This window comes from Citrobacter sp. MGH 55, from assembly GCF_016906145.1.
In the GTDB taxonomy this organism is placed as follows: domain Bacteria; phylum Pseudomonadota; class Gammaproteobacteria; order Enterobacterales; family Enterobacteriaceae; genus Citrobacter_A; species Citrobacter_A amalonaticus.
This window is the reverse complement of sequence record NZ_CP070239.1, coordinates 1022440-1044233: the sequence shown is the minus strand read 5'-3', so window position 1 is coordinate 1044233 and position 21794 is coordinate 1022440. Positions and strand designations below refer to the sequence as shown.

19 protein-coding genes are annotated in these 21794 nt (G+C 51.9%); 11 read left to right on the top strand and 8 right to left on the bottom strand.

The window, feature by feature from the left end; translation table 11 throughout:
- The first annotated feature begins 54 nt into the window (after nt 1-54).
- Both yiaY and aldB read left to right on the top strand, forming a co-directional pair.
- A complete protein-coding gene (gene yiaY, locus JTI98_RS04210) occupies nt 55-1206 on the top strand; it encodes an L-threonine dehydrogenase (RefSeq protein WP_216081954.1) in 1152 nt (383 codons plus the stop codon).
- A gap of 92 nt (nt 1207-1298) precedes the next feature.
- The gene (gene aldB, locus JTI98_RS04205; protein ID WP_042998591.1) at nt 1299-2831 is read left to right on the top strand and encodes an aldehyde dehydrogenase AldB; all 1533 of its coding nucleotides are present in this window, start codon (nt 1299-1301) and stop codon (nt 2829-2831) included.
- Between the two features lie 46 nt (nt 2832-2877).
- On the opposite strand, the gene JTI98_RS04200 is transcribed toward aldB, so the two are convergent.
- Nucleotides 2878-3192 carry a hypothetical protein gene (locus JTI98_RS04200; RefSeq protein ID WP_044328075.1) on the bottom strand — a complete coding sequence of 105 codons (315 nt, stop codon included), beginning with the start codon at nt 3190-3192 and terminating at the stop codon, nt 2878-2880.
- 186 nt (nt 3193-3378) lie between these two features.
- Between JTI98_RS04200 and JTI98_RS04195 the strand changes: the two genes are divergently transcribed.
- Together JTI98_RS04195 and JTI98_RS04190 are read left to right on the top strand one after the other, a co-directional pair.
- Complete coding sequence (locus tag JTI98_RS04195) at nt 3379-3705, top strand: DUF3302 domain-containing protein (protein WP_046401671.1); 327 nt, start codon at nt 3379-3381, stop codon at nt 3703-3705.
- A gap of 2 nt (nt 3706-3707) precedes the next feature.
- The gene (locus tag JTI98_RS04190; protein ID WP_216081953.1) at nt 3708-4844 is read left to right on the top strand and encodes an HlyD family secretion protein; all 1137 of its coding nucleotides are present in this window, start codon (nt 3708-3710) and stop codon (nt 4842-4844) included.
- Here JTI98_RS04190 and JTI98_RS04185 read toward each other — a convergent pair.
- A complete protein-coding gene (locus tag JTI98_RS04185; RefSeq protein ID WP_042998587.1) occupies nt 4841-5815 on the bottom strand; it encodes a LysR family transcriptional regulator in 975 nt (324 codons plus the stop codon). The two genes, JTI98_RS04190 and JTI98_RS04185, sit on opposite strands and share 4 nt — an antisense overlap.
- Before the next feature lie 122 nt (nt 5816-5937).
- On the opposite strand from JTI98_RS04185, the gene JTI98_RS04180 reads away from it, so the two are divergent.
- From JTI98_RS04180 to JTI98_RS04170, 3 genes are all read left to right on the top strand, one after another.
- Entirely contained in the window at nt 5938-6678 is a 741-nt protein-coding gene (locus tag JTI98_RS04180) for a MipA/OmpV family protein (RefSeq protein ID WP_216081952.1), read from the top strand.
- 479 nt (nt 6679-7157) lie between these two features.
- Nucleotides 7158-7565: a helix-turn-helix domain-containing protein gene (locus JTI98_RS04175; protein WP_224267565.1), complete on the top strand. Its 408-nt coding sequence runs from the start codon at nt 7158-7160 to the stop codon at nt 7563-7565.
- Nucleotides 7566-7804: 239 nt separating this feature from the next.
- The gene (locus JTI98_RS04170; RefSeq protein ID WP_216081951.1) at nt 7805-8278 is read left to right on the top strand and encodes a 4Fe-4S dicluster domain-containing protein; all 474 of its coding nucleotides are present in this window, start codon (nt 7805-7807) and stop codon (nt 8276-8278) included.
- A 34-nt stretch (nt 8279-8312) separates the two neighbouring features.
- Here the strand turns inward: JTI98_RS04170 and avtA are convergent, their stop codons facing one another.
- Both avtA and malS read right to left on the bottom strand, forming a co-directional pair.
- Nucleotides 8313-9566 carry a valine--pyruvate transaminase gene (gene avtA, locus JTI98_RS04165; RefSeq protein WP_042998584.1) on the bottom strand — a complete coding sequence of 418 codons (1254 nt, stop codon included), beginning with the start codon at nt 9564-9566 and terminating at the stop codon, nt 8313-8315.
- Nucleotides 9567-9738: 172 nt separating this feature from the next.
- Nucleotides 9739-11769, bottom strand: a complete 2031-nt coding sequence (malS, locus tag JTI98_RS04160; RefSeq protein ID WP_216081950.1) for an alpha-amylase — start codon at nt 11767-11769, stop codon at nt 9739-9741.
- Between the two features lie 316 nt (nt 11770-12085).
- Here malS and JTI98_RS04155 point away from each other — a divergent pair, with 316 nt between their 5' ends.
- A complete protein-coding gene (locus tag JTI98_RS04155; protein ID WP_042998582.1) occupies nt 12086-12910 on the top strand; it encodes a protein bax in 825 nt (274 codons plus the stop codon).
- Nucleotides 12911-12960: 50 nt separating this feature from the next.
- On the opposite strand, the gene xylR is transcribed toward JTI98_RS04155, so the two are convergent.
- From xylR to xylF, 4 genes are all read right to left on the bottom strand, one after another.
- The gene (gene xylR, locus JTI98_RS04150; protein WP_042998581.1) at nt 12961-14139 is read right to left on the bottom strand and encodes a D-xylose utilization transcriptional activator XylR; all 1179 of its coding nucleotides are present in this window, start codon (nt 14137-14139) and stop codon (nt 12961-12963) included.
- 83 nt (nt 14140-14222) lie between these two features.
- Nucleotides 14223-15404 (bottom strand): xylose ABC transporter permease XylH, encoded by a 1182-nt coding sequence (gene xylH / locus JTI98_RS04145; protein ID WP_216081949.1) that lies wholly within the window; start codon nt 15402-15404, stop codon nt 14223-14225.
- Nucleotides 15382-16923, bottom strand: a complete 1542-nt coding sequence (locus JTI98_RS04140; RefSeq protein ID WP_042998579.1) for a xylose ABC transporter ATP-binding protein — start codon at nt 16921-16923, stop codon at nt 15382-15384. Before JTI98_RS04140 ends, xylH begins: the two co-directional genes overlap by 23 nt.
- Before the next feature lie 78 nt (nt 16924-17001).
- Nucleotides 17002-17994 carry a D-xylose ABC transporter substrate-binding protein gene (gene xylF, locus JTI98_RS04135; protein ID WP_042998578.1) on the bottom strand — a complete coding sequence of 331 codons (993 nt, stop codon included), beginning with the start codon at nt 17992-17994 and terminating at the stop codon, nt 17002-17004.
- A 363-nt stretch (nt 17995-18357) separates the two neighbouring features.
- Here xylF and xylA point away from each other — a divergent pair, with 363 nt between their 5' ends.
- The 3 genes from xylA (at nt 18358) to yiaB (ending at nt 21747) form a co-directional block, all read left to right on the top strand.
- Complete coding sequence (gene xylA, locus JTI98_RS04130; protein WP_216081948.1) at nt 18358-19680, top strand: xylose isomerase; 1323 nt, start codon at nt 18358-18360, stop codon at nt 19678-19680.
- A 97-nt stretch (nt 19681-19777) separates the two neighbouring features.
- A complete protein-coding gene (xylB, locus tag JTI98_RS04125) occupies nt 19778-21232 on the top strand; it encodes a xylulokinase (RefSeq protein ID WP_216081947.1) in 1455 nt (484 codons plus the stop codon).
- A 167-nt stretch (nt 21233-21399) separates the two neighbouring features.
- Complete coding sequence (gene yiaB, locus JTI98_RS04120; RefSeq protein WP_042998575.1) at nt 21400-21747, top strand: inner membrane protein YiaB; 348 nt, start codon at nt 21400-21402, stop codon at nt 21745-21747.
- Nucleotides 21748-21794: the final 47 nt, after the last annotated feature.

Genomic DNA, 21794 nt, shown 5'->3' with positions numbered 1-21794 from the left:
CTGAGATTCGTTCGTATGCTGCAATCCCTTCAAAAACTATTAAGGATTGAGCATATGGCTGCTTCTACATTTTATATTCCTTCTGTGAATATAATTGGGGCTGATTCATTAAAAGATGCAATGAATGCTATGGCGGAATATGGCTTTCGTCGGACGTTAATTGTCACCGACAGTGTGCTGACGAAATTAGGCATGGCGGGTGATATTCAAAAAGCATTGCAGGAACATAATATTTTCAGCGTTATTTATGATGGTACGCACCCTAATCCTACGACAATTAATGTCGCCGACGGCCTGAAGATCCTGAAAGAAAATGATTGCGATAGCGTTATTTCGCTGGGCGGCGGTTCCCCACATGATTGTGCCAAAGGGATTGCGCTGGTGGCCGCCAATGGCGGCGATATTCGTGATTATGAAGGCGTTGATCGCTCGGCAAAACCGCAATTACCGATGATTGCGATTAACACCACGGCAGGAACCGCCTCTGAAATGACGCGTTTCTGCATCATCACTGACGTTGACCGTCACATCAAAATGGCGATTGTGGATAAACACGTCACGCCACTGCTCTCGGTAAATGACTCTTCGCTGATGATCGGCATGCCAAAATCGCTGACGGCGGCGACCGGCATGGACGCGCTGACCCATGCGATTGAAGCCTATGTTTCTGTAGCCGCCACGCCGATCACCGATGCCTGCGCCCTGAAAGCGATGACCATGATTTCTGATAATCTGGCCGTTGCCGTGGAATCGGGCGGCAATGTGCATGCGCGTGAAGCGATGGCCTATGCGCAGTTCCTGGCGGGGATGGCCTTCAATAACGCGTCATTAGGTTACGTCCACGCGATGGCGCACCAGTTAGGCGGTTTCTATGACCTGCCGCACGGTGTGTGTAATGCCGTCCTGCTGCCGCACGTTCAGGTATTCAACAGCCAGGTGGCCGCAGCGCGTCTGCGTGATTGTGCGGCAGCAATGGGGGTTCATGTTGCAGGGATGACCGACGCCGAAGGCGCAGAAGCCTGCATCGAGGCGATCCGCGCACTGGCGCAGCAGGTGAATATCCCGGCGGGTCTGCGAGCCCTGGGCGTGAAAGAAGAAGATATTCCGGTGCTGGCGGCCAATGCGTTGAAAGATGCCTGCGGTCTGACTAACCCAATTCAGGCCACGCACGACGAGATTATGGCGATCTATCGCGCGGCGATGTAATTCGTGACCGCTATCGTAAACCTATAAGCGGCTGGCGAGAAAATCGCCAGCCCCGTCTACCCTTGTTATACACCTGGAGCAAGGAGACGATCATGACCAATAACCCTCCCCGTATTCAGCCCGGCGAGTACGGTTTTCCCCTGAAGTTAAAGGCCCGTTACGACAACTTTATCGGTGGTGACTGGGTTGCCCCGAGTGACGGCGAGTATTACCAGAACCTGACGCCCGTCACCGGGCAACTGTTATGCGAAGTGGCTTCTTCCGGTAAAAGGGACATTGACCTGGCGCTCGACGCGGCCCACAAGGTGAAAGACCAGTGGGCGCATACTTCTGTTCAGGATCGGGCGGCGATTCTGTTCAAGATTGCCGACCGTATGGAGCAGAACCTCGAACTGCTGGCGACGGCGGAAACCTGGGATAACGGTAAGCCGATCCGTGAAACCAGCGCGGCGGATGTCCCGCTGGCAATCGACCATTTCCGCTATTTCGCCTCCTGTATTCGCGCCCAGGAGGGCGGGATCAGTGAAGTGGATAGCGACACCGTGGCTTATCACTTCCACGAACCGCTCGGCGTGGTCGGACAAATTATCCCGTGGAACTTCCCCTTATTGATGGCGAGCTGGAAAATGGCGCCCGCGCTGGCGGCAGGAAACTGCGTAGTGCTTAAACCTGCCCGCCTGACGCCGCTGTCCGTTTTACTGCTGATGGAAGTGATTGGCGATCTCCTCCCGCCTGGCGTAGTGAACGTAGTGAACGGCGCGGGTGGAGAGATTGGCGAGTATCTGGCAACTTCGAAGCGTATTGCTAAAGTGGCATTCACCGGCTCGACGGAAGTCGGGCAGCAGATCATGCAATATGCCACGCAGAATATCATCCCGGTCACTCTGGAGCTGGGCGGGAAATCACCGAACATTTTCTTCGCCGACGTGATGGACGAAGAGGATGCATTTTTCGATAAGGCGCTGGAAGGTTTTGCGCTCTTTGCCTTTAACCAGGGTGAAGTGTGCACTTGTCCGAGTCGTGCGCTGGTGCAGGAATCCATCTACGAACGCTTTATGGAGCGCGCCATTCGCCGCGTAGAAAGCATCCGCAGCGGTAACCCATTGGACAGCGTGACGCAAATGGGGGCACAGGTCTCTCATGGGCAGATGGAAACCATCCTGAATTACATTGATATCGGTAAGAAAGAAGGGGCGGATGTCCTGACCGGTGGGCGGCGTAAGCAGCTTGAAGGTGAACTGAAAGACGGCTATTACCTCGAGCCGACCATCCTGTCTGGTAAGAATAATATGCGCGTGTTCCAGGAGGAGATCTTTGGCCCGGTACTGGCGGTGACCACGTTCAAAACAATGGACGAGGCGCTGGAGCTAGCCAACGATACCCAGTACGGCCTCGGAGCGGGCGTCTGGAGCCGTAACGGTAACCTGGCGTATAAAATGGGACGCGGTATTCAGGCAGGACGCGTATGGACCAACTGCTACCATGCTTACCCGGCTCATGCGGCCTTTGGTGGCTACAAGCAGTCGGGGATTGGACGCGAAACCCACAAGATGATGCTGGAGCACTATCAGCAGACAAAATGTTTACTGGTGAGCTACTCCGATAAACCGCTGGGACTCTTTTAACTGACCGCGTTATGCCCGATAGCGCTTTGCTTATCGGGCATAATGATTAATCCAACACCTTTACCTGTAACGGACGGAAACGGCTGTAGACCCACAGTCCCAGACAGGCAATCGACCCGATGAAAACGGTGAACAGTACGGTGATAAACACACCGCTGAACAGCGCGGCAGGAATCGCCATTACACCATGCACGGGTTGCTCGTTCCATTTCACCAGTTCAAAGCCAAAGAGACTCAAAACGCCACAAATAAAACTGAAAGATATCATTGGGATACCAAGGCCAATAAGTAATAAACGGTAAATAGTGGCCGCTTTGATGCGCTTAAGGCTGACGGTGGATGAGGTTTCCGCGTTGTTCATTTTTGTTCCCTTGTATTGATGTTTAAACATAATAAACTGCGACGTGCATAAAAAACAATATACGAAAAAATGTACAATATATAAAAAACCATATGTCGATATATAAATATGACAATTGCACAACATCTGGTCATTCCACTATCATTCTCAAACTCTTTTTTTTTGATTCTATTCTCTGGGAGGAATATGTTTCTCGATTATTTTGCGCTTGGGGTGTTGATTTTTGTATTCCTCGTCATTTTCTACGGAATTATTATTTTACATGATATTCCCTATTTAATTGCGAAAAAACGCAATCATCCTCATGCCGATGCTATTCATGTTGCGGGGTGGGTGAGTTTGTTTACATTACATGTTATCTGGCCTTTCTTGTGGATTTGGGCCACGCTCTATCGTCCGGAACGCGGGTGGGGAATGCAAAATCCTGAACCTGGTGTTGTGCAACTCCAGGAGCGTATTGCCGGGCTGGAAAAACAACTGGCTGACCTGAAATCCTCTTCTGGCGAGTATTAATTATGGATTTACTGATTATCCTGACCTATGTGGCTTTCGCATGGGCGATTTTTAAGATCTTCAACATTCCTGTTAATAAATGGACCATACCGACGGCGGCGCTGGGGGGAATATTTATTGTCAGCGGTTTAATCTTATTAATGAATTACAACCACCCCTATACATTTAAAGCGCAAAAAGCGGTGATGTCTATTCCCGTTGTTCCGCAGGTCACAGGCGTAGTGATTGAAGTGACGGATAAGAAAAATACGCTGATTAAAAAAGGTGAAGTGCTGTTAAGGCTTGATCCCACGCGCTATCAGGCCAGGGTGGATCGTCTGCTGGCGGATATTGTGACGGCGCAACATAAGCAGCATGCGCTGGATGCCGAACTGGATGAAATGACCGCCAATACCCAGCAGGCAAAAGCTACGCGAGACAAGTTTGCGAGGGAGTATCAGCGTTATGCGCAGGGGAGTCAGGCGGAGGTGAATCCATTCTCTGAGCGCGACATTGACGTCGCGCGGCAGAACTACCTGGCGCAGGAGGCTTCGGTTAAATCGTCAGCGGCGGAACAACAGCAGATTCAAAGCCAGTTAGACAGCCTGGTAATGGGTGAGCACTCGCAGATAGCCAGTCTGAAAGCGCAGTTGGCCGAGGCGGAATATAATCTGGAACAAACCATCGTTCGCGCGCCGAGTGACGGTTATGTAACCCAGGTGCTGATTCGCCCGGGAACCTATGCCGCCTCGCTGCCTTTGCGCCCGGTGATGGTATTTATTCCTGCTCAGAAGCGACAAATTGTCGCGCAATTCCGCCAGAACTCGTTGCTGCGACTGGAACCCGGCGATGACGCGGAAGTGGTATTCAATGCCTTACCGGGCAAGGTATTCAGCGGTAAGCTGGCTGCCATCAGTCCGGCGGTGCCTGGTGGAACATACCAGTCGACCGGGACGTTACAGTCGTTGAATACGGTGCCGGGGTCAGAAGGTGTCATTGCCACGATCGAGTTGAAGGAGCATGCTGATTTACGTGCATTACCGGATGGAATTTATGCACAGGTCGCGGTCTACTCCGACCATTTCAGCCATGTCTCGGTCATGCGTAAGGTATTGTTGCGCATGACCAGTTGGGTACATTACCTTTATCTCGATCATTAATTGTCGATGATTGAGTCTTGCTCGGGACGCAACAGTTGCGTCTGAGCAAGCTGGTTGCGGATTTCCCGTAACATCTCATCCAGTACATACTGAACTCGCCAGGGCTGATACTCCCGCTTGCGGAAGATCGCGACCAGGTCCAGCCACCACTCATGCTGTTCTGAAAAGCAAGGGACGAGCGTCCCGGCCTTCAGATCGTTTTTCACGCTTTCATTGGGTGCAAACACAATACCCAGATGGTTGCGCGCCAGTTCCAGCGCCGACAGGGTATTGTCACAAACGTAGTTCCCCGTCACGCGATAGTCGCGCATCTCTTTACTGCCGGCACTGTTGAAGCGCCAGATGTTGGCATCATCAATCATCATAGAATCGATCAGGATGCAGGAGTGATGCTCAAGGTCTTCAGGTCGGCTTAGCGGGTGCTTTTCAAGGTAAGTCTGGCTGGCAAAGGCCGTCACTGCATATTTGGTAATAAAACTGGCAACCAGTGATTCATCTTTCGGGTGGGCATAGGTAATTAACACGTCACAGTCGTCAGGAAACTCGACGCCTTCATAAAAGGCTTTTGGCTCAAGGTTGCTGGTTTTCAGCGACAAAGAGATGTCGCCAATGTCTTTAATTCTGGCGATAACCTGTTTCGATAAGTAAGCGATGATGCCTGTCGGCGCGTACACCGTTACTCGCCCTCGCTTTTCGTGTTTATAATCAGCAATGAAATGATTTAGCTGCGCGTTTCTGTCGAGCATATCATTAATGTAGGGCAGAAGTGCCGCACCAAAAGGGGTCAGCGTCAGTTGCCGGGTCGTCCGGTCAAAAACCTTAAGGCCGACTTTTGATTCAAAATCAGCAAGATATTTGCTGACGTTGGCCTGGGCGATGCCGAGAACAGTTGCGGCATGACTGATGTTTTCACTGGCGGCAATGACCGAGATGATCTTTAATTCCCGATGCTTGAGTTGTAATTTATTCATCACAGCAGCCCAATATATATAAGTTTTTATATATTACTATATAAATATGTGCCTTGCACCGACGAATTTGTAAGCATTATTATTTCGACGCTTTGTGGCTTATTTTAAATGGAACGTCGGGCATGTTAATTAAACGCAATATAGTGGCACTATTTGCTTTCTCCTTTATCGCCAGTGCATCTGCTTCGGAATTATCCATTGGTGCGGGTGCGATATATAATGAATCTCCTTATCGCGGGTATAATGAAAATACCCATGCTATTCCCCTCATTAGTTATGAAGGCGAATCATTCTATGTTCGGCAAACCACGCTGGGCTACATTTTGTCTAAAAGTGAACAAAATGAATTTAGTCTGACCGCTTCCTGGATGCCGTTGGAATTTGATCCTGGCGATAACGACGACCACGCCATGAAAAAGCTCGACAAGCGTGACAGTACGATAATGGCGGGCGCGGCCTGGTATCATCATGAAAATTGGGGCAGCGTGAAAGTTTCTGCGACCGCAGATGTTCTGGATAACAGCAATGGCTGGATGGGGGAATTATCACTGTTCCGTAAAATTCCTGTCGGACAGCTTGCTCTGATCCCGTCTGCTGGCGTGCTTTACTACGATGAAAATTTCAACGACTACTATTACGGTGTGTCAGGCAGTGAATCCCGTCGCAGCGGTCTGGATCGCTATTCCGCACAGGACAGTTGGGTTCCTTACGTCAGCCTGACCGCAAAATACCCCGTCACTGACAACATTATTCTGATGGCGAGCGCGGCTTACAGCGTGCTGCCAGATGAAATCAAAGACAGCCCGATGATCGACCGTGATGACAGCTTTACTTTCATGTCAGGCGTGAGCTGGCGCTTCTAAAAGTATGAGAAGAATTGCCGGACAGCGGCCATTGTCCCGGCCTGGGATTGGGTCAATTCACAGGTCTGCCGCTGTCCGGCATATTTCTACCGCTCTTCTGTTAAGAGAACTACACTGTAATAATAATTGTCCCGGAACGCTCTGTTGCCGGGAGTCACTTTCCCTCTCCATGACGCATTATTGATCCATGCAGCATATTAAGCTGTAATTTGTGATAAATATGCCCGTTTAACTTGTATTGTCGAATATTCACACTGAAATAGAATAACGCTCTAATAATTTGTTTTTAGAGATTATTTAACAGCGCCTGGATTGATCTTTTAGGTATTCAGTCTGCACTTTGCTTGCGGCGCGATTAAAATGAACGCTTCAGGTATCTATTGAAATTAACTCTATTTTTTTTAAACTTGCGTAAGACAATATCTACAAGGACTTACACATGTTTAGCTATCGATAGTTCAGTAAAACGTGAGTATGTAATGATGGAATACCAGTTACATGGATTTATGATAGGTCGGGAAATATTTTTTGATATCAGTGAGTCGAGAATTTTCAGGCTGCCGGTAAATAAAATGGACAGTGTCATTGCATTTGGTGGCGTATTTTTTAACCGCACAATGCTACGCTTGTTTGTTTATCTTTTACTGAACGCCAGGACCCATTATGTTTCAAAAGATGAGTTACTCGTCAACGTCTGGGAAAAAAATGAATTAAGTGCTTCCACACAGCGTTTGTCTACGATGGTTAAAAATCTCAACAACAAATTATATTTGCTGGGATTACCTCAGCATTCCATCGTTAGCGTAAAAGGAAGCGGATACATACTGGCACTGGATAATATTCAACCGCTCTACAGTGCGGTTGATGAGGCAGATTATCAAATATAGATATCACTCAATCGGGTGCCAGCTTATTCCGCAGCGTGATGTCGCCTGCGGATTATTCCCCTGGACGTCAACGCCCAGGGTTTTTTTTATGCGTCAGGCAGAAATCCGGTCGTAAGTATAAGGCGAATCCCCTGAACGTTTCTGGCATCTGACAAAATTCGACCATTTCCCCTGTTTGATCAAGGCAGCCGCGCTATTCTCTCTGGCACTCTGTGGTTTTATGGCGGGGGGAGGGTGCAATGAACCGGTTTATCATGGCGGATGCGACTAAGTGTATTGGCTGTCGTACCTGTGAAGTCGCTTGCGTGGTGTCGCATCAGGAGAATCAGGACTGTGCCGCGGTGTCAGCAGAACACTTTGTCTCGCGCATCCGGGTTATTAAGGAAAATACCTTTACCACCGCCGTTGCCTGTCATCAGTGTGAAGACGCACCGTGCGCCAATGTTTGCCCGACACAGGCCATTCGTCGCGATCGTGGACACATTTTTGTTGAGCAGGTGCGCTGTATTGGTTGTAAAAGCTGCATATTGGCGTGCCCGTTCGGCGCAATGAACGTTGTTGCACAAACCTCGCGCGTACAGGCAGTGAAATGCGATCTCTGTTGGCATCGTGATACGGGCCCAGCCTGCGTGGAGGCTTGCCCGACAGGGGCATTGAAGTGTGTGGATGCGGCGAGCGTGCAGCGCCAGCGTCTGCACGCTCAGCCTTTATAAGCGCATTACCCGGCCCGATCAGGCCGGGATGGCGTTACTGATTTTCCTTCCAGGCGCGCTCCACCTCTTCAGCCAGAATTTTCACCCCAGCTTCAATTTTCTCCGGATCGGGAACATAGTTCATGCGCATACACTGGTGCGTGTGCGGCCAGGGTTTATCGAGCCCCGGGAAGAAGTAATGTCCCGGCACCATCAGTACGCCGCGTGCTTTCAGACGCTGGTAGAGTAACTCGGTGGTGATCGGCAAATCCTGGAACCACAGCCAGAGGAAAATTGCCCCTTCTGGTTTGTGAATTAAGCAGCGATTTTCAGGTAAATAGCGGCGAATGATCGCAATGGTTTGCTGAACACGCTGAAAATAGAACGGTTTGATGACTGTTTCTGACAGTCGCATCAGGTCGTTACGCTTAATCATTTCGCACATCATGGCCGGCCCAATCCCGCCTGGCGCAAGGCTAATGATGCCGTTCATATTGGCGATGGCCGTGATGATTTTTTCATTGGCGATGATGATGCCGCAGCGTGAGCCGGGCAGCCCCAGTTTGGAGAGACTCATGCACAGCACAATGTTGGGATTCCACAGCGGACGCGCTTCGCTGAAAATAATGCTCGGGAACGGCACGCCATAGGCATTATCAATGACCAGTGGAATGTCGTGCTGGTTGGCAAGCGTATCGAGTTTGATCAGTTCTTCATCTGTGATGACGTTACCCGTCGGGTTAGTTGGCCGGGAGACGCAGATCATCCCGGTCTCTTCACCAATATGCAGATGTTCGAAATCTACGTGATACTTGAACTGACCCTCTGGCAGCAGCTCAATATTGGGACGCGCCGAGACGAACAGATCCTCTTCCAGCCCGGAATCCGCATAGCCGATATATTCCGGTGCGAGAGGGAACAATACCTTTTTGGTGGTCCCATCAGCGCGGCGGCCTGCAAAGAGGTTAAACAAGTAGAAAAACGCACTCTGACTGCCATTTGTTAGCGCAATATTCTGCGGTTCGATATCCCAACCCAGATTTTCACGGAGCAGCGAAGCAAGCGTGGTCAGCAGCTCGGTTTTCCCCTGCGGGCCGTCATAATTGCAAAGCGCATCAGTGAGTTTGCCGTTTTCCAGCATCTCAGTCAGGAGCGTCTGGAAGTAATCCTGCATCGCCGGGATTTGTGCCGGATTACCGCCGCCCAGCATGATTGCGCCTGGGGTGCGTAAACCGTCGTTGAGGTCCTCCATCAGGCGGGTAATGCCTGAATGGCGGGTGAATTTGTCGCCGAAAAGTGAAAATGTCATAACGGATGGTCTGTCAAACGCTGAGTCGAAGTGAGTTACCTTAACGCTAGCACTGGCAGGGTGCAAATCGAGCTGAAACGGGTGCTTTGACGTTTTATGCTTATAATTTTCTTCAGTGTAGTGTTTTGTTTTGCTGCGTCTGAGGGGGTCTGGCCTCAGACGCCGGTTTACGTTAACGCTGGCCTGCCCAGATGACCATCACCGAGTCGTCGCCGTGCTGTCGAACGAAGCCGTATCCCTGTTTGAGCGAAAGCGTGGTTTGCTTGCCTGCGCCGATGGCCGGATGCCGGGCTCTGAACTGACCGAGGCGCTGCCAGTGGGTAACGTTGTTGGCCAATTTTCCGCTGACATCCTGCCAGTTCATCTCAGAGCGTGTGCCCTGTAACGGATCAGAGCCTGTGGGGCCGAAAGGTCGCGCGGACTCATCGCCATAGAATATTTGTACGGCACCGGGCGCTAACAGCAGCAACTCAGCGGCTTTATCTCCGCCTTCACGAAACAGACGAGTATCATGCGAGGATAGATAACTCAATACATTGAAACTCTGTAACTTTTCCGCCATCTGCTGCCAGACGAGATCCATACCTGACAGGCAATCGACGGCTGTTGCGGCCTGCTCCTGATAGTCAAAGTTGATCATCGCGTCAAAACCGTGACGATAGTAGTCGCTCTGCATTACGCCGTGACCCCAGGCTTCACCCGTCATCCAGAACGGCTTATCATCGAGCGCTTTGTCCGGATTCGCTTTTTTCCATTCAACCAGTGCCGCGCTGGCCTGCGTTTTTAACTGTTGCCAGGCCGGAAGTTCGACATGTTTTGCCGTGTCGACGCGAAATCCATCGACACCGTAATCGCGCACCCACTGACTCAGCCAGTGAGTCAGGTAATCCCGGGGCGTGTAGCCCTCAATGGCTTTCGCACGCGTATCGGCTTTATGTTGATAAAACACCGGCAGACCAGATGGGATCGTCGATTCGGTTTTCAGATCCGGCAGGAAAGCCAGCGACATCGTGAGATCGTCAAAGCCAGGATTGTCGTAATCGCCAATGTCAGTGCGGATCCACACTTTACCCCACCATTTTTCCCAGGCGGCCTTATCGCTAAAGTTGATGTAATCATTGAAGCTGTGCCAGCTCTGCCCGGCGGCAGGTTTCCAGTCGGTCCATCGCTCACCGAGCGTTTTTTTCAGCTCATCGCCAGAAAGGTAGAGCGCGCCGAACTGATATTCCTGCATGTCTGCCAGCGTGGCGTAGCCGGTATGATTCATTACGACATCAAACAGAATGCGGATCCCGCGCCGGTGTGCGCCGTCAATCAGCGCACGCAGGTCGGCTTCGTTGCCCATGTTGGCATCAAGCGTAGTCCAGTCCTGCGTGTAATAACCGTGGTAGGCATAGTGCGGGAAATCGCCTTTCGTGCCGCCACCCACCCAGCCGTGGATCTGTTCGAACGGAGCGCTTATCCATAATGCATTCACGCCCAGTTGTTGCAGATAATCCAGTTTGTGAGTCAGACCGCGTAAATCGCCGCCATGAAACGTGCCGATTTCCTCCATGCTGTCCTTATGGCGACCATAGCTCTGGTCATTGGACGGATCGCCGTTCTCGAAGCGGTCGGTGAGCACAAAATAGACCGTGGCGTTGTGCCAGTCGAACGGCGCTGGTGCGTCGGTCTCTGCCCGTTCCAGCAGTAACAGGCCATTGCTGGCAGGTGCGGGTTGCAGGGTTATCTGACCGTTTTTCACCGTGGCGGTCTGTCCGCTGTAAAAATCGCGTACCACGCTCCCTTCCGGGAAAGTCTGCGCGACCGCTAACGTCAGTGGCTTTCCATCCCACTTCGGACACTGGCGCGCCACATTGGCGGTAAGTTCGGCTTCGCGCGGCAGCGTAATCATTAACGTTGGCGTACCAGAACGGGTATCGATTTCCAGCGTATAACGGCCATCTTTGAACAGACGCCACTGTGGCGGGGTCCCTTCGCACGGGATCAGCGACAGCATCTGATTGAGTTTTATCGTATTAGCCGGCTGCCAGCACTGTTGGTCAAAATTGAGCGTTAAGGAACGAGTACCCTTCGTCAATTCAGCGTGACTGGCAAACTTACCGGTTCCCTCCGCGGTAAAAGAGGGGAAGCCCTGAGACGTCCATGTTGCGGCGCTCGTGATGCCTGGCAGTAGCGCGAGGGCGATGGCAGCAAGTTTCATTGTGCGGTCCTTTTTGCGGCGATTTTAACCAGTTTGCCTGAGAACCCGCTGACGAAACTCATCCTTCAACTGCATTCAACCAGGATGAGGGGCGCGGATGAGTGATTTTGGGCAAAAAATAGCCTTAATTTGCGATAACCACCACAAATCGTTCGAATTAGTTCCTTGTGGGATAGTTTATGCGTGACATGGTTTCGGAATTGGCCTATTCATTAGGGTGCTCTTGATCGCTATTTTTGATATGATTTGAGATTCAACTCTCAAAATTGTGAAAAATATAAGGTGTTGGAATGATTCAATCCGACCAGGAGACCTAATGATATTGACTCCCATACGACGATATGGGGCAATGATTCTTATGTTACTCACCATCGTATTTTCGGGTGAGGTGCTGGCAAAGACGCACACAACAACATCGAGTCAAAAGTCCCACGTAACCAAGACAAGTAATAAACAGGTAAGCAGTAAACAAGAGTATTCTCGCAATAGTGCAAAGAGCAGTTCACTTCCTGATTTGCGAAAATACCCTTCCGGAACACCAAGGAAAAAAGCGTTTCTCCGGACGGTTATGCCTTATATTACCAGTCAAAATGCGGCGATCACTGCCGATCGTAACTGGCTGATCTCAAAGCAGTATCAGAATCGCTGGTCACCGACTGAGCGTAAACGCATGAAAGATATTGCGAAGCGCTACAAGGTGAAATGGTCGGGCAACACCCGGAGTATTCCGTGGAATACGTTGCTGGAGCGCGTAGACATCATCCCGACCAGTATGGTGGCGACGATGGCTGCGGCAGAAAGCGGTTGGGGTACTTCTAAGCTTGCGCGTAGTAATAACAACCTGTTCGGCATGAAGTGTGCGAAAGGGAGTTGTAACAATGCGCCAGGTAAAGTGAAAGGTTACTCGCAGTTCGATTCCGTCAAAGAGTCGGTCAGCGCCTATGTGATTAACCTGAACACGCATCCGGCTTACGCCTCTTTCCGTAAATCACGCGCACAGTTGCGTAAAGCGGATCAGGAAGTAACGGCGACAGCGATGATTCATAAGCTGAAGGGTTATTCAACGAAGGGGCAGAGTTACAACAATTATCTGTTCGCGATGTATCAGGATAACCAGCGATTAATCGCAGCCCATATGTAATCCCCGAACGCCTTCTGCAAAGAAGGCGTTTTTGTTTCGGTCCCACCGCATCACATCAACACTTCACTGTTCAGATCGCGATACTCTTTCGGCGTCGTGTCGTACTCTTTCTTAAAGACGGAATAGAAATACTGCAGCGAAGGATAGCCGCACATCTGCGAGATTTCGTTGATCGACAGCGTCGTGGAAATCAACAGGCTACGCGCTTTCTCCAGCTTTTCAGCGTGGATCACCGCATGAATGGTCTCTCCCACTTCTTCTTTAAATCGCTTCTCCAGATTGGAACGTGAAATCCCAACTGCATCCAGTACCTGATCCACCTTGATGCCTTTGCAGGCGTGGTTACGGATATAGTGCATCGCCTGAATAACGGCGGGATCGGAGAGGGAACGGTAGTCTGTCGAACGACGTTCAACGACGCGCACCGGAGGCACCAGGATGCGCTGGAGCGGCAGTTCCTCATCGGCCAGCAGGCGATGTAGCAGCTTTGCCGCCTGATAGCCCATTTGCCTCGCGCCCTGAGCCACCGATGACAGCGCAACCCGTGACAGATAGCGGGTCAATTCCTCATTATCAATGCCAATGACGCACAGCTTTTCGGGTACCGGAATATGCAGGTGTTCGCAGACCTGAAGAACATGGCGGGCGCGGGCGTCAGTGACCGCGATAATACCCGTCTGCGGCGGTAGGGTTTGCAGCCAGTCCGCCAGTCGATTTTGCGCGTGTTGCCAGAGTTCAGGCGCGGTTTCCAGTCCCTGATACACCACCCCCCGATACTTCTCCTCCGCCACCAACTGGCGGAAGGCATGCTCGCGTTCCGCCGCCCAGCGCTTTCCACTGGAGGCAGGCAGGCCGTAGAAGGCAAAACGGTTGACGCCTTTTTCTTTCAGGTGCAGAAAGGCGCTCTCAACGAGAGCATGATTATCGGTGGCAATATAATGGACAGGAGGATAATTTTCCGCCAGATGATAGGAGCCTCCGACACCGATGATGGGCACATGGACGTCAACTAACAATCGTGCGATTTCATCGTCGTCATAGTCAGCAATCACGCCGTCACCTAACCATTCTTTGATGTTATCAATGCGGGCGCGGAAGTCCTCCTCAATGAAGATGTCCCATTCGGATTGCGAGGCTTGTAGATATTCACCGACCCCTTCCACCACCTGACGGTCGTAGGCTTTATTGGCATTAAATAACAGGGTAATACGGTGACGTTTATCAAACATGGTTCTGTCTCTGCTCACTCTTTCATAAACGACAATGCCGGACAGGAGTGACCGGCATAAAAATAGCCCTATTTTTCAGCAGTTCAGGCGCGGCGTTTTGTCGCTGAATCCATCCATACTGCCAGCAACAGAATCGCTCCCTTCACGATATACTGCCAGAACGTTGGGACATCCATCATACTCATTCCGTTATCCAGAGAAGCCATAATAAATGCCCCCATCACTGCGCCGGCAACGCTGCCGACGCCACCCGCCAGGCTGGTTCCGCCGATGACGCAGGCGGCAATGGCGTCCAGTTCGGCGATGTTTCCCGCCGATGGCGACCCGGCACCGAGACGCGAACTGAGGATGAGCCCGGCAATCGCCACCATCAGACCATTGATGGCGAACACCGCCAGTTTGGTCCGCGCGACGTTAATGCCGGAAAGGCGGGCGGCCTCCAGATTACCCCCTATGGCATAAATACGTCGGCCAAATGCGGTTCGTGTCGCCATGAACATCCCGGCGAGCAGCAAAAATACCAGCAGCAGAACGGGCGTCGGCACGCCGCGATAATCATTCAACAGCCAGATGGCGCCTAACACAATCACGGCAGTTAATGCCTGGCGGCCCACTACGCTGGTTGACGCCGGGGCATCAAGACCCAGGGACTGCCGGCGCATGCGCCCGCGCCACTGCCAGCCGATAAACACCATTAAACCCATCGCGCCGAGGGTGAAGCCCAATCCATTGGATAAGTAGCTTTGCCCAATCTGCGACATGGCGGAGCTGGTCGGCGATACGGTTGTACCATTGGTGATGCCGATGAGGATACCGCGAAACGCCAGCATCCCGGCCAGAGTCACAATAAATGAGGGAACTTTGCGGTAAGCGACCCACCAGCCATTCCAGGCGCCGAGCAGCAATCCCAGCGCCAGCGTGACGATAATGGTGAACGGCAGCGGCCAACCCAGCCAGACGTCGCAGATAGCCGCGACGCCGCCCAGCAGTCCCATCATGGAACCGACGGAGAGATCGATTTCCGCTGAGATGATGACGAATACCATGCCGACCGCCAGGATCCCCGTAATCGCGGTCTGGCGGAGCAGGTTGGAGACGTTACGTGCGCTGAGATACGCACCGTCCGTTGTCCAGGTAAAGAACAGCATGATCACAATGATGGCCGCTATCATCACGAACACCTGTAGATTCAGCGATTTAATCCCAGGAAAAACGCCCGTCAGTGGGGCGGTGAGTTTAACGTCAGACGGATTGTTTTTCGACATGATGTTCGCTCCTCAAAGCGGCTTCCATCACCTGCTCTTGCGTCAGGTTATGATTGACCAGGTTGGCTTTCAGTTTTCCTTCATGCATCACCAGAATGCGGTCGCTGAGCCCCAGCACTTCGGGCAATTCAGACGAAATGACAATTACGGCGATACCCTGCTGAACGAGCTGGTTAATGAGCTTGTAGATTTCATATTTCGCGCCGATATCGATGCCCCGGGTAGGCTCATCAAGGATGAGAATTTGCGGGTTAAGCAACAGGCAGCGCGCCAGAATGGCTTTTTGTTGATTTCCACCGCTCAGACGTCCGATCGCCAGCTCAGGAGAAGACGTTTTGACTTTCAGACGTTGCAGGGATTCGAGGATGCATTTGTATTCGGCGGCATCGTCTAACTGGCTTACCTTGCCAGTGAACTGATCAAGCGCGGCGAGGGTAATGTTTTTCCCCACCGCCATGACCGGCACAATGCCATCGCGTTTGCGGTCCTCCGGGACCATGGCGATCCCGTGGGCGATGGCCTGCTGGCAGTTGCGGATGTTAACGGACTGACCGTCAATCACCACCTCTCCTTCCCAGCGTCCGGGCCAGACGCCAAACAGACACTGAACAAGCTCCGTGCGTCCCGCGCCGACCAGACCAGCAATCCCCAGGATTTCGCCGCGCTTTAGTGAGAAGGAAACGTCATTCACGCGGCGAATATGGCGATTGACGGGATGCCAGGCCGTGAGGTGATCAACGCGTAAAATCTCTTCACCCGTGGTGTGAGGTTCGCTGGGGTAGAGTGCGGTGAGTTCACGGCCAACCATCATAGTGATGATATCGTCTTCGCTCATGCCAGCCGCGTCGCGGGTGCCAATATGCTTGCCATCACGGATCACGCAGATCGTGTCGGAAATGGCTTTCACTTCGTTCAGCTTGTGTGAAATGTAGATGCAGGCGATATCGTGCTGTTGCAGATCACGGATGATCTCCAGCAGCACCGTCGTTTCCTGTTCGGTGAGTGACGCTGTCGGCTCGTCCAGAATCAGCAGGCGCACCTGTTTATTCAGCGCTTTCGCAATTTCAACCAGCTGTTGCTGACCAAGGCCCAGCTCGCCCACCCGGGTATCGGGCGAAATTGCCAGACTGACCTGCCTGAGCAATTTTTGGCAGCGCAGGGTCATCATGTCGTAATCCAGCACGCCATGACGGCTTATTTCGCTACCGAGGAAAATATTCTCCAGCACGGTTAAGTGCTTAACCAGCGCTAACTCCTGATGGATGATGGCAATCCCTTTGCGCTCGGTATCACGAATATGGTTGGCCTGTAGCGTTTCTCCGGCAAATACAATTTCACCTTCGTAACTGCCATGGGGATAAATACCGCACAGTACTTTCATCAGCGTCGATTTACCTGAGCCATTCTCGCCGCATAATGAAATAATTTCACCGGCATTCAGTCTGAGGCTGACGTTATCAATCGCCTTGACGACACCGAAGGTTTTGGTGATGTTCTTCATTTCAAGTAGACAGGACATAGCGACTCCGCAGTAGCCAATGAGAGAACCGGGCGTAGTGGGAAATGCGCGCCCGCAGCCATCGCTGGGGCGCTGCGCTTACAGTTCGCTCTGCTTATGGAATCCGTCTTTAATCACGGTCTCATTGATGTTGTTTTTGTTAACGTCAATCGGCGTCAATAAGCGGGAGGGGACATCTTTCAGACCGTTGTTTAACGTAGCGTCGGCTTTAGGTTGCTGTCCGTTACCCAGTTCTACGGCGATTTCGGCGGCGGTATTTGCCAGCAGCGTAATCGGTTTATACACGGTCATTGTTTGTGTTCCTGCGACAATGCGCTTGATACCCGCAAGGTCGGCGTCCTGACCTGAAATCGCCACTTTTCCTGAAAGCCCTTGCGCACTGAGCGCCTGAACCGCACCGCCTGCCGTCGCGTCATTGGAGGCGACAACGGCGTCAATGTTGTTATTGTTCGCGGTTAAGGCGTTTTCCATAATTTTCAGCGCATTTTCCGGCAGCCAGCCGTCAACCCACTGATCGCCAACCACCTTTATTTTTCCGGAATCGATATACGGTTTTAAAACTTTCATCTGCCCGGCGCGGAAGAGTTTGGCATTATTATCGACCGGCGAGCCGCCCATCAGAAAATAATTTCCCTGAGGGACACGTTCAACTAATGCCTGGGCCTGTAATTCACCGACTTTTTCGTTATCAAATGAAATATAGAAATCGATGTCTGCGTCATTGATCATGCGGTCATAAGCTAAAACTTTAATACCTTCCTGTTTCGCCTCTTTAACCACGTTACTTAATACTTGTCCGTTATAAGGAATAATAACGAGGACATCCACGCCTCGGTTAATCATATTTTCAATCTGCGACATCTGGGTTTCTTCATTCCCGTTCGCGGACTGGACAAAGACTTTTGCGCCAAGCGATTCGGCTTTGCTGACGAAAATATCGCGATCTTTCTGCCAGCGTTCGAGGCGCAGGTCATCAATCGCCATGCCGATTTTAATTTCTTTGGCATGTCCCGCCACGCTGGTGAGCAAAAGGGAGGTGCAGACAGTGAGTAAGAGATTCTTCATCTTCATAATCGTGATGCCTTTCGTTAGAGGGAGCAACAATAAAAGTAACAATCACAGCATAAGACGTTGCAGAATTTAGCAATTCATACGGGGAAGACAATTACAGATTTTTATCTTGCGGTTACGAAATTTGGTTTATTTCCTGAATTATGACCAGGATCGTACTTTTTACGGTGAAGACTGAATGTTGCATTTATGCCAGCAGAGTACCCATTTTTTGCAAATGGATATTTTTATTTTGCGAGGTGGCGCACACTTGTGAATTCTCTCAATAGCAGTGTGAAATAACATAATTGAGCAACGGGAGGGGAGTGCTCAATATTACGACATGACCTATTCTCGTCGTATTTCCTGATTATGGAGTTCATTATGCAGGCATATTTTGACCAACTCGATCGCGTTCGTTATGAAGGCCCCCGTTCCACTAATCCGTTAGCATTCCGTCATTACAACCCTGATGAGATCGTATTGGGCAAACGGATGGAAGATCATCTGCGTTTTGCAGCCTGCTACTGGCATACCTTCTGCTGGAACGGGGCTGATATGTTTGGTGTCGGGGCGTTTAATCGTCCGTGGCAGCAACCGGGGGATGCGCTGGTGCTGGCAAAACGTAAAGCGGACGTCGCGTTTGAATTTTTCCACAAGCTGAACGTTCCGTTCTACTGCTTCCATGATGTCGATGTTTCGCCGGAAGGCGCGTCGCTGAAAGAGTACAAAAATAACTTCGCCGAAATGGTGGATGTGCTGGCAGAGAAACAAGAGCAGAGCGGCGTGAAACTGCTGTGGGGTACGGCAAACTGCTTCACCAACCCCCGTTATGGTGCCGGGGCGGCGACGAACCCGGATCCGGAAGTGTTCAGTTGGGCGGCCACCCAAGTGGTAACGGCGATGGATGCCACGCACAAACTGGGCGGTGAAAACTACGTGCTGTGGGGCGGACGTGAAGGGTACGAAACCTTGCTGAATACCGACCTGCGTCAGGAGCGTGAGCAGATTGGCCGCTTCATGCAAATGGTGGTTGAGCACAAGCACAAAACGGGCTTCCAGGGCACGTTGCTGATTGAGCCGAAGCCGCAGGAACCGACCAAGCATCAGTATGACTACGACGCCTCGACCGTTTACGGCTTCCTCAAGCAGTTCGGTCTGGAAAAAGAGATCAAACTGAATATTGAGGCTAACCACGCGACGCTGGCAGGTCACTCATTCCACCACGAAATCGCCACGGCGATTGCGCTGGGTCTGTTTGGCTCTGTCGATGCCAACCGGGGTGATGCGCAGCTGGGCTGGGATACCGACCAGTTCCCGAACAGCGTAGAAGAGAACGCGTTGGTGATGTACGAAATCCTCAAAGCGGGCGGTTTCACCACCGGTGGCCTGAACTTTGACGCCAAAGTGCGCCGTCAGAGTACGGATAAATACGATCTGTTCTATGGCCATATTGGCGCGATGGACACGATGGCGCTGTCGCTGAAAATTGCCGCGCGCATGATTGAGGATGGCGAGCTGGATAAGCGCGTCGCGAAACGTTATGCCGGCTGGAGTAGCGAACTGGGTCAGCAGATCCTGAAAGGACAGATGTCGTTAAGCGAACTGGCGCATTATGCTGAACAGCACAACCTGGCGCCGGTGCATCAGAGCGGTCATCAGGAACAGCTGGAAAACCTGGTGAATCATTACCTGTTCGATAAATAATCGACATCGCCGGGTGACGCAGCGTTTCCCGGTTGGTGATTTGACAAGCCCGGTGAGCGTTGTGGCACCGGGCATTTCAGTTTAAGGAACCCACCCTATGTATATTGGGATCGATCTTGGCACCTCGGGCGTGAAAGCGATTTTGCTCAATGAGCAAGGCGAGGTGGTCGCATCGCAAACGGAAAAACTCACCGTCTCCCGTCCTCATCCGCTCTGGTCGGAGCAAGATCCCGAACAGTGGTGGCTGGCGACCGACCGCGCCCTGAAGGCGTTGGGCAAGCAGCATTCGTTAAGTAAAGTGAAAGCGCTGGGGATTGCCGGGCAGATGCATGGCGCGACGTTGCTCGACAGCCAGCAACAGGTGCTGCGACCGGCCATTCTGTGGAATGACGGACGTTGTGGCGAGGAGTGCGCGTTGCTGGAGTCAATGGTGCCGCAGTCGCGCGCCATCACGGGTAACCTGATGATGCCTGGATTCACGGCTCCGAAGCTGCTGTGGGTACAGCGCCACGAGCCAGCGGTGTTCCATCAGGTGGCAAAGGTGCTGCTACCGAAAGACTATCTGCGTTTACGCATGACTGGTGAATTTGCCAGCGATATGTCTGACGCTGCGGGAACGATGTGGCTGGATGTGGAAAAACGTGACTGGAGTGACGTGATGCTGAATGCCTGCGGCCTGACCCGTGACCATATGGCCGCGTTATTTGAAGGGAGTGAGATTACCGGCAAATTGCTGCCTGATGTCGCAATGGCGTGGGATATGCCTGCGGTTTCTGTCGTTGCAGGCGGTGGCGACAATGCGGCGGGCGCAGTCGGCGTGGGGATGGTCAATGCCGATCAGGCCATGCTGTCACTGGGAACGTCCGGCGTCTATTTTGCCGTCAGTGACGGTTTCCTGAGCAAGCCCGAAAGCGCAGTACACAGCTTTTGCCATGCGTTGCCTGAGCGCTGGCATCTGATGTCGGTGATGCTAAGTGCAGCCTCCTGTCTGGACTGGGCGGCAACATTAACCGGTCTGAAGACGGTGCCGGCGCTGATTGATGCGGCGCAGCAGGCTGATGAGGCAGCCGACCCTGTCTGGTTCTTGCCGTATCTTTCAGGTGAACGTACGCCGCACAATAATCCGCAGGCGAAAGGCGTGTTCTTTGGTCTGACCCATCAGCATGGACCGGCTGAGCTGGCGCGCGCGGTGCTGGAAGGCGTGGGCTATGCGCTGGCCGACGGGATGGATGTGGTACATGCCTGTGGGGTGAAGCCGCAAAGCATCACGCTGATCGGCGGCGGTGCGCGCAGCGCGTACTGGCGGCAAATGCTGGCGGATATCAGCGGCCTGCAACTGCATTATCGCACCGGTGGTGATGTGGGGCCGGCACTGGGTGCCGCTCGTCTGGCGCAAATTGCGATGAATCCGGAGAAGTCATTAGCCGAGCTATTGCCGCAACTTCCGCTTGAACAAACACATATGCCCGACAGGCAACGCCATAGCGTTTATCAACAGCGCCGGGAAACCTTCCGCCGTCTTTATCAGCAGCTACTTCCACTCATGTCCTGAGTCTGAATCCCTCCTGTTTTGCAGGAGGGATTAACCCAAAGCATATAAATAATTGATCAATAAATTAAATATATGGATTTATTCTGAAATTCCATTTTCTGTTCATTTTTCAGTGTTGTCTTTCATAGGTTATCCCTAATCTGCATCCGTTGGATAAGGAGATCCCAGTGAAAAGCTCAACGTTAATTTCCTGGTTGTTGCTCATCTCAGGCACATCGACTTACGTTATCGGCTTAGGGATGGCATGCCCCTTACTGAGCGGAAAAGGTTATTTCCTCGGTGTCCTGGTGACCGCAATGTTTGTCACATACGTTTATCTACGTGAGGAAAAACGCGACCAACTGGACGATAGCGTCGTTACCGTGTGCCAACTGGTCGCGCTTATCACGCTGGGGTTGTTTCTGGTCGGCATCCTCAATGCACCGCTTTCACTGAGTGGGCGGGGTCTCTATCCGGTGGCGCTCTTTATGGGTCTACTGGGTTTTGTACGCCTGATTCGTGCATCGGATCATTAAATAAAAAGGGGATCACTTTGCTGTGGGGTTTCCTGGCTTGCTATTTG

Bases quoted from the DNA above. Each gene is read 5' to 3' on its own strand.
- avtA (WP_042998584.1), bottom strand. From the start codon at position 9,566: ATGACATTTTCACTTTTCGGCGACAAATTCACCCGCCATTCAGGCATT.
- JTI98_RS04200 (WP_044328075.1), bottom strand. From the start codon at position 3,192: ATGAACAACGCGGAAACCTCATCCACCGTCAGCCTTAAGCGCATCAAA.
- JTI98_RS04180 (WP_216081952.1), top strand. From the start codon at position 5,938: ATGTTAATTAAACGCAATATAGTGGCACTATTTGCTTTCTCCTTTATC.
- JTI98_RS04155 (WP_042998582.1), top strand. From the start codon at position 12,086: ATGATATTGACTCCCATACGACGATATGGGGCAATGATTCTTATGTTA.
- xylA (WP_216081948.1), top strand. From the start codon at position 18,358: ATGCAGGCATATTTTGACCAACTCGATCGCGTTCGTTATGAAGGCCCC.
- JTI98_RS04170 (WP_216081951.1), top strand. From the start codon at position 7,805: ATGAACCGGTTTATCATGGCGGATGCGACTAAGTGTATTGGCTGTCGT.
- aldB (WP_042998591.1), top strand. From the start codon at position 1,299: ATGACCAATAACCCTCCCCGTATTCAGCCCGGCGAGTACGGTTTTCCC.
- xylH (WP_216081949.1), bottom strand. From the start codon at position 15,404: ATGTCGAAAAACAATCCGTCTGACGTTAAACTCACCGCCCCACTGACG.
- JTI98_RS04195 (WP_046401671.1), top strand. From the start codon at position 3,379: ATGTTTCTCGATTATTTTGCGCTTGGGGTGTTGATTTTTGTATTCCTC.
- yiaY (WP_216081954.1), top strand. From the start codon at position 55: ATGGCTGCTTCTACATTTTATATTCCTTCTGTGAATATAATTGGGGCT.
- JTI98_RS04190 (WP_216081953.1), top strand. From the start codon at position 3,708: ATGGATTTACTGATTATCCTGACCTATGTGGCTTTCGCATGGGCGATT.
- xylF (WP_042998578.1), bottom strand. From the start codon at position 17,994: ATGAAGATGAAGAATCTCTTACTCACTGTCTGCACCTCCCTTTTGCTC.
- malS (WP_216081950.1), bottom strand. From the start codon at position 11,769: ATGAAACTTGCTGCCATCGCCCTCGCGCTACTGCCAGGCATCACGAGC.
- JTI98_RS04185 (WP_042998587.1), bottom strand. From the start codon at position 5,815: ATGAATAAATTACAACTCAAGCATCGGGAATTAAAGATCATCTCGGTC.
- xylR (WP_042998581.1), bottom strand. From the start codon at position 14,139: ATGTTTGATAAACGTCACCGTATTACCCTGTTATTTAATGCCAATAAA.
- JTI98_RS04175 (WP_224267565.1), top strand. From the start codon at position 7,158: ATGATGGAATACCAGTTACATGGATTTATGATAGGTCGGGAAATATTT.
- JTI98_RS04140 (WP_042998579.1), bottom strand. From the start codon at position 16,923: ATGTCCTGTCTACTTGAAATGAAGAACATCACCAAAACCTTCGGTGTC.
- xylB (WP_216081947.1), top strand. From the start codon at position 19,778: ATGTATATTGGGATCGATCTTGGCACCTCGGGCGTGAAAGCGATTTTG.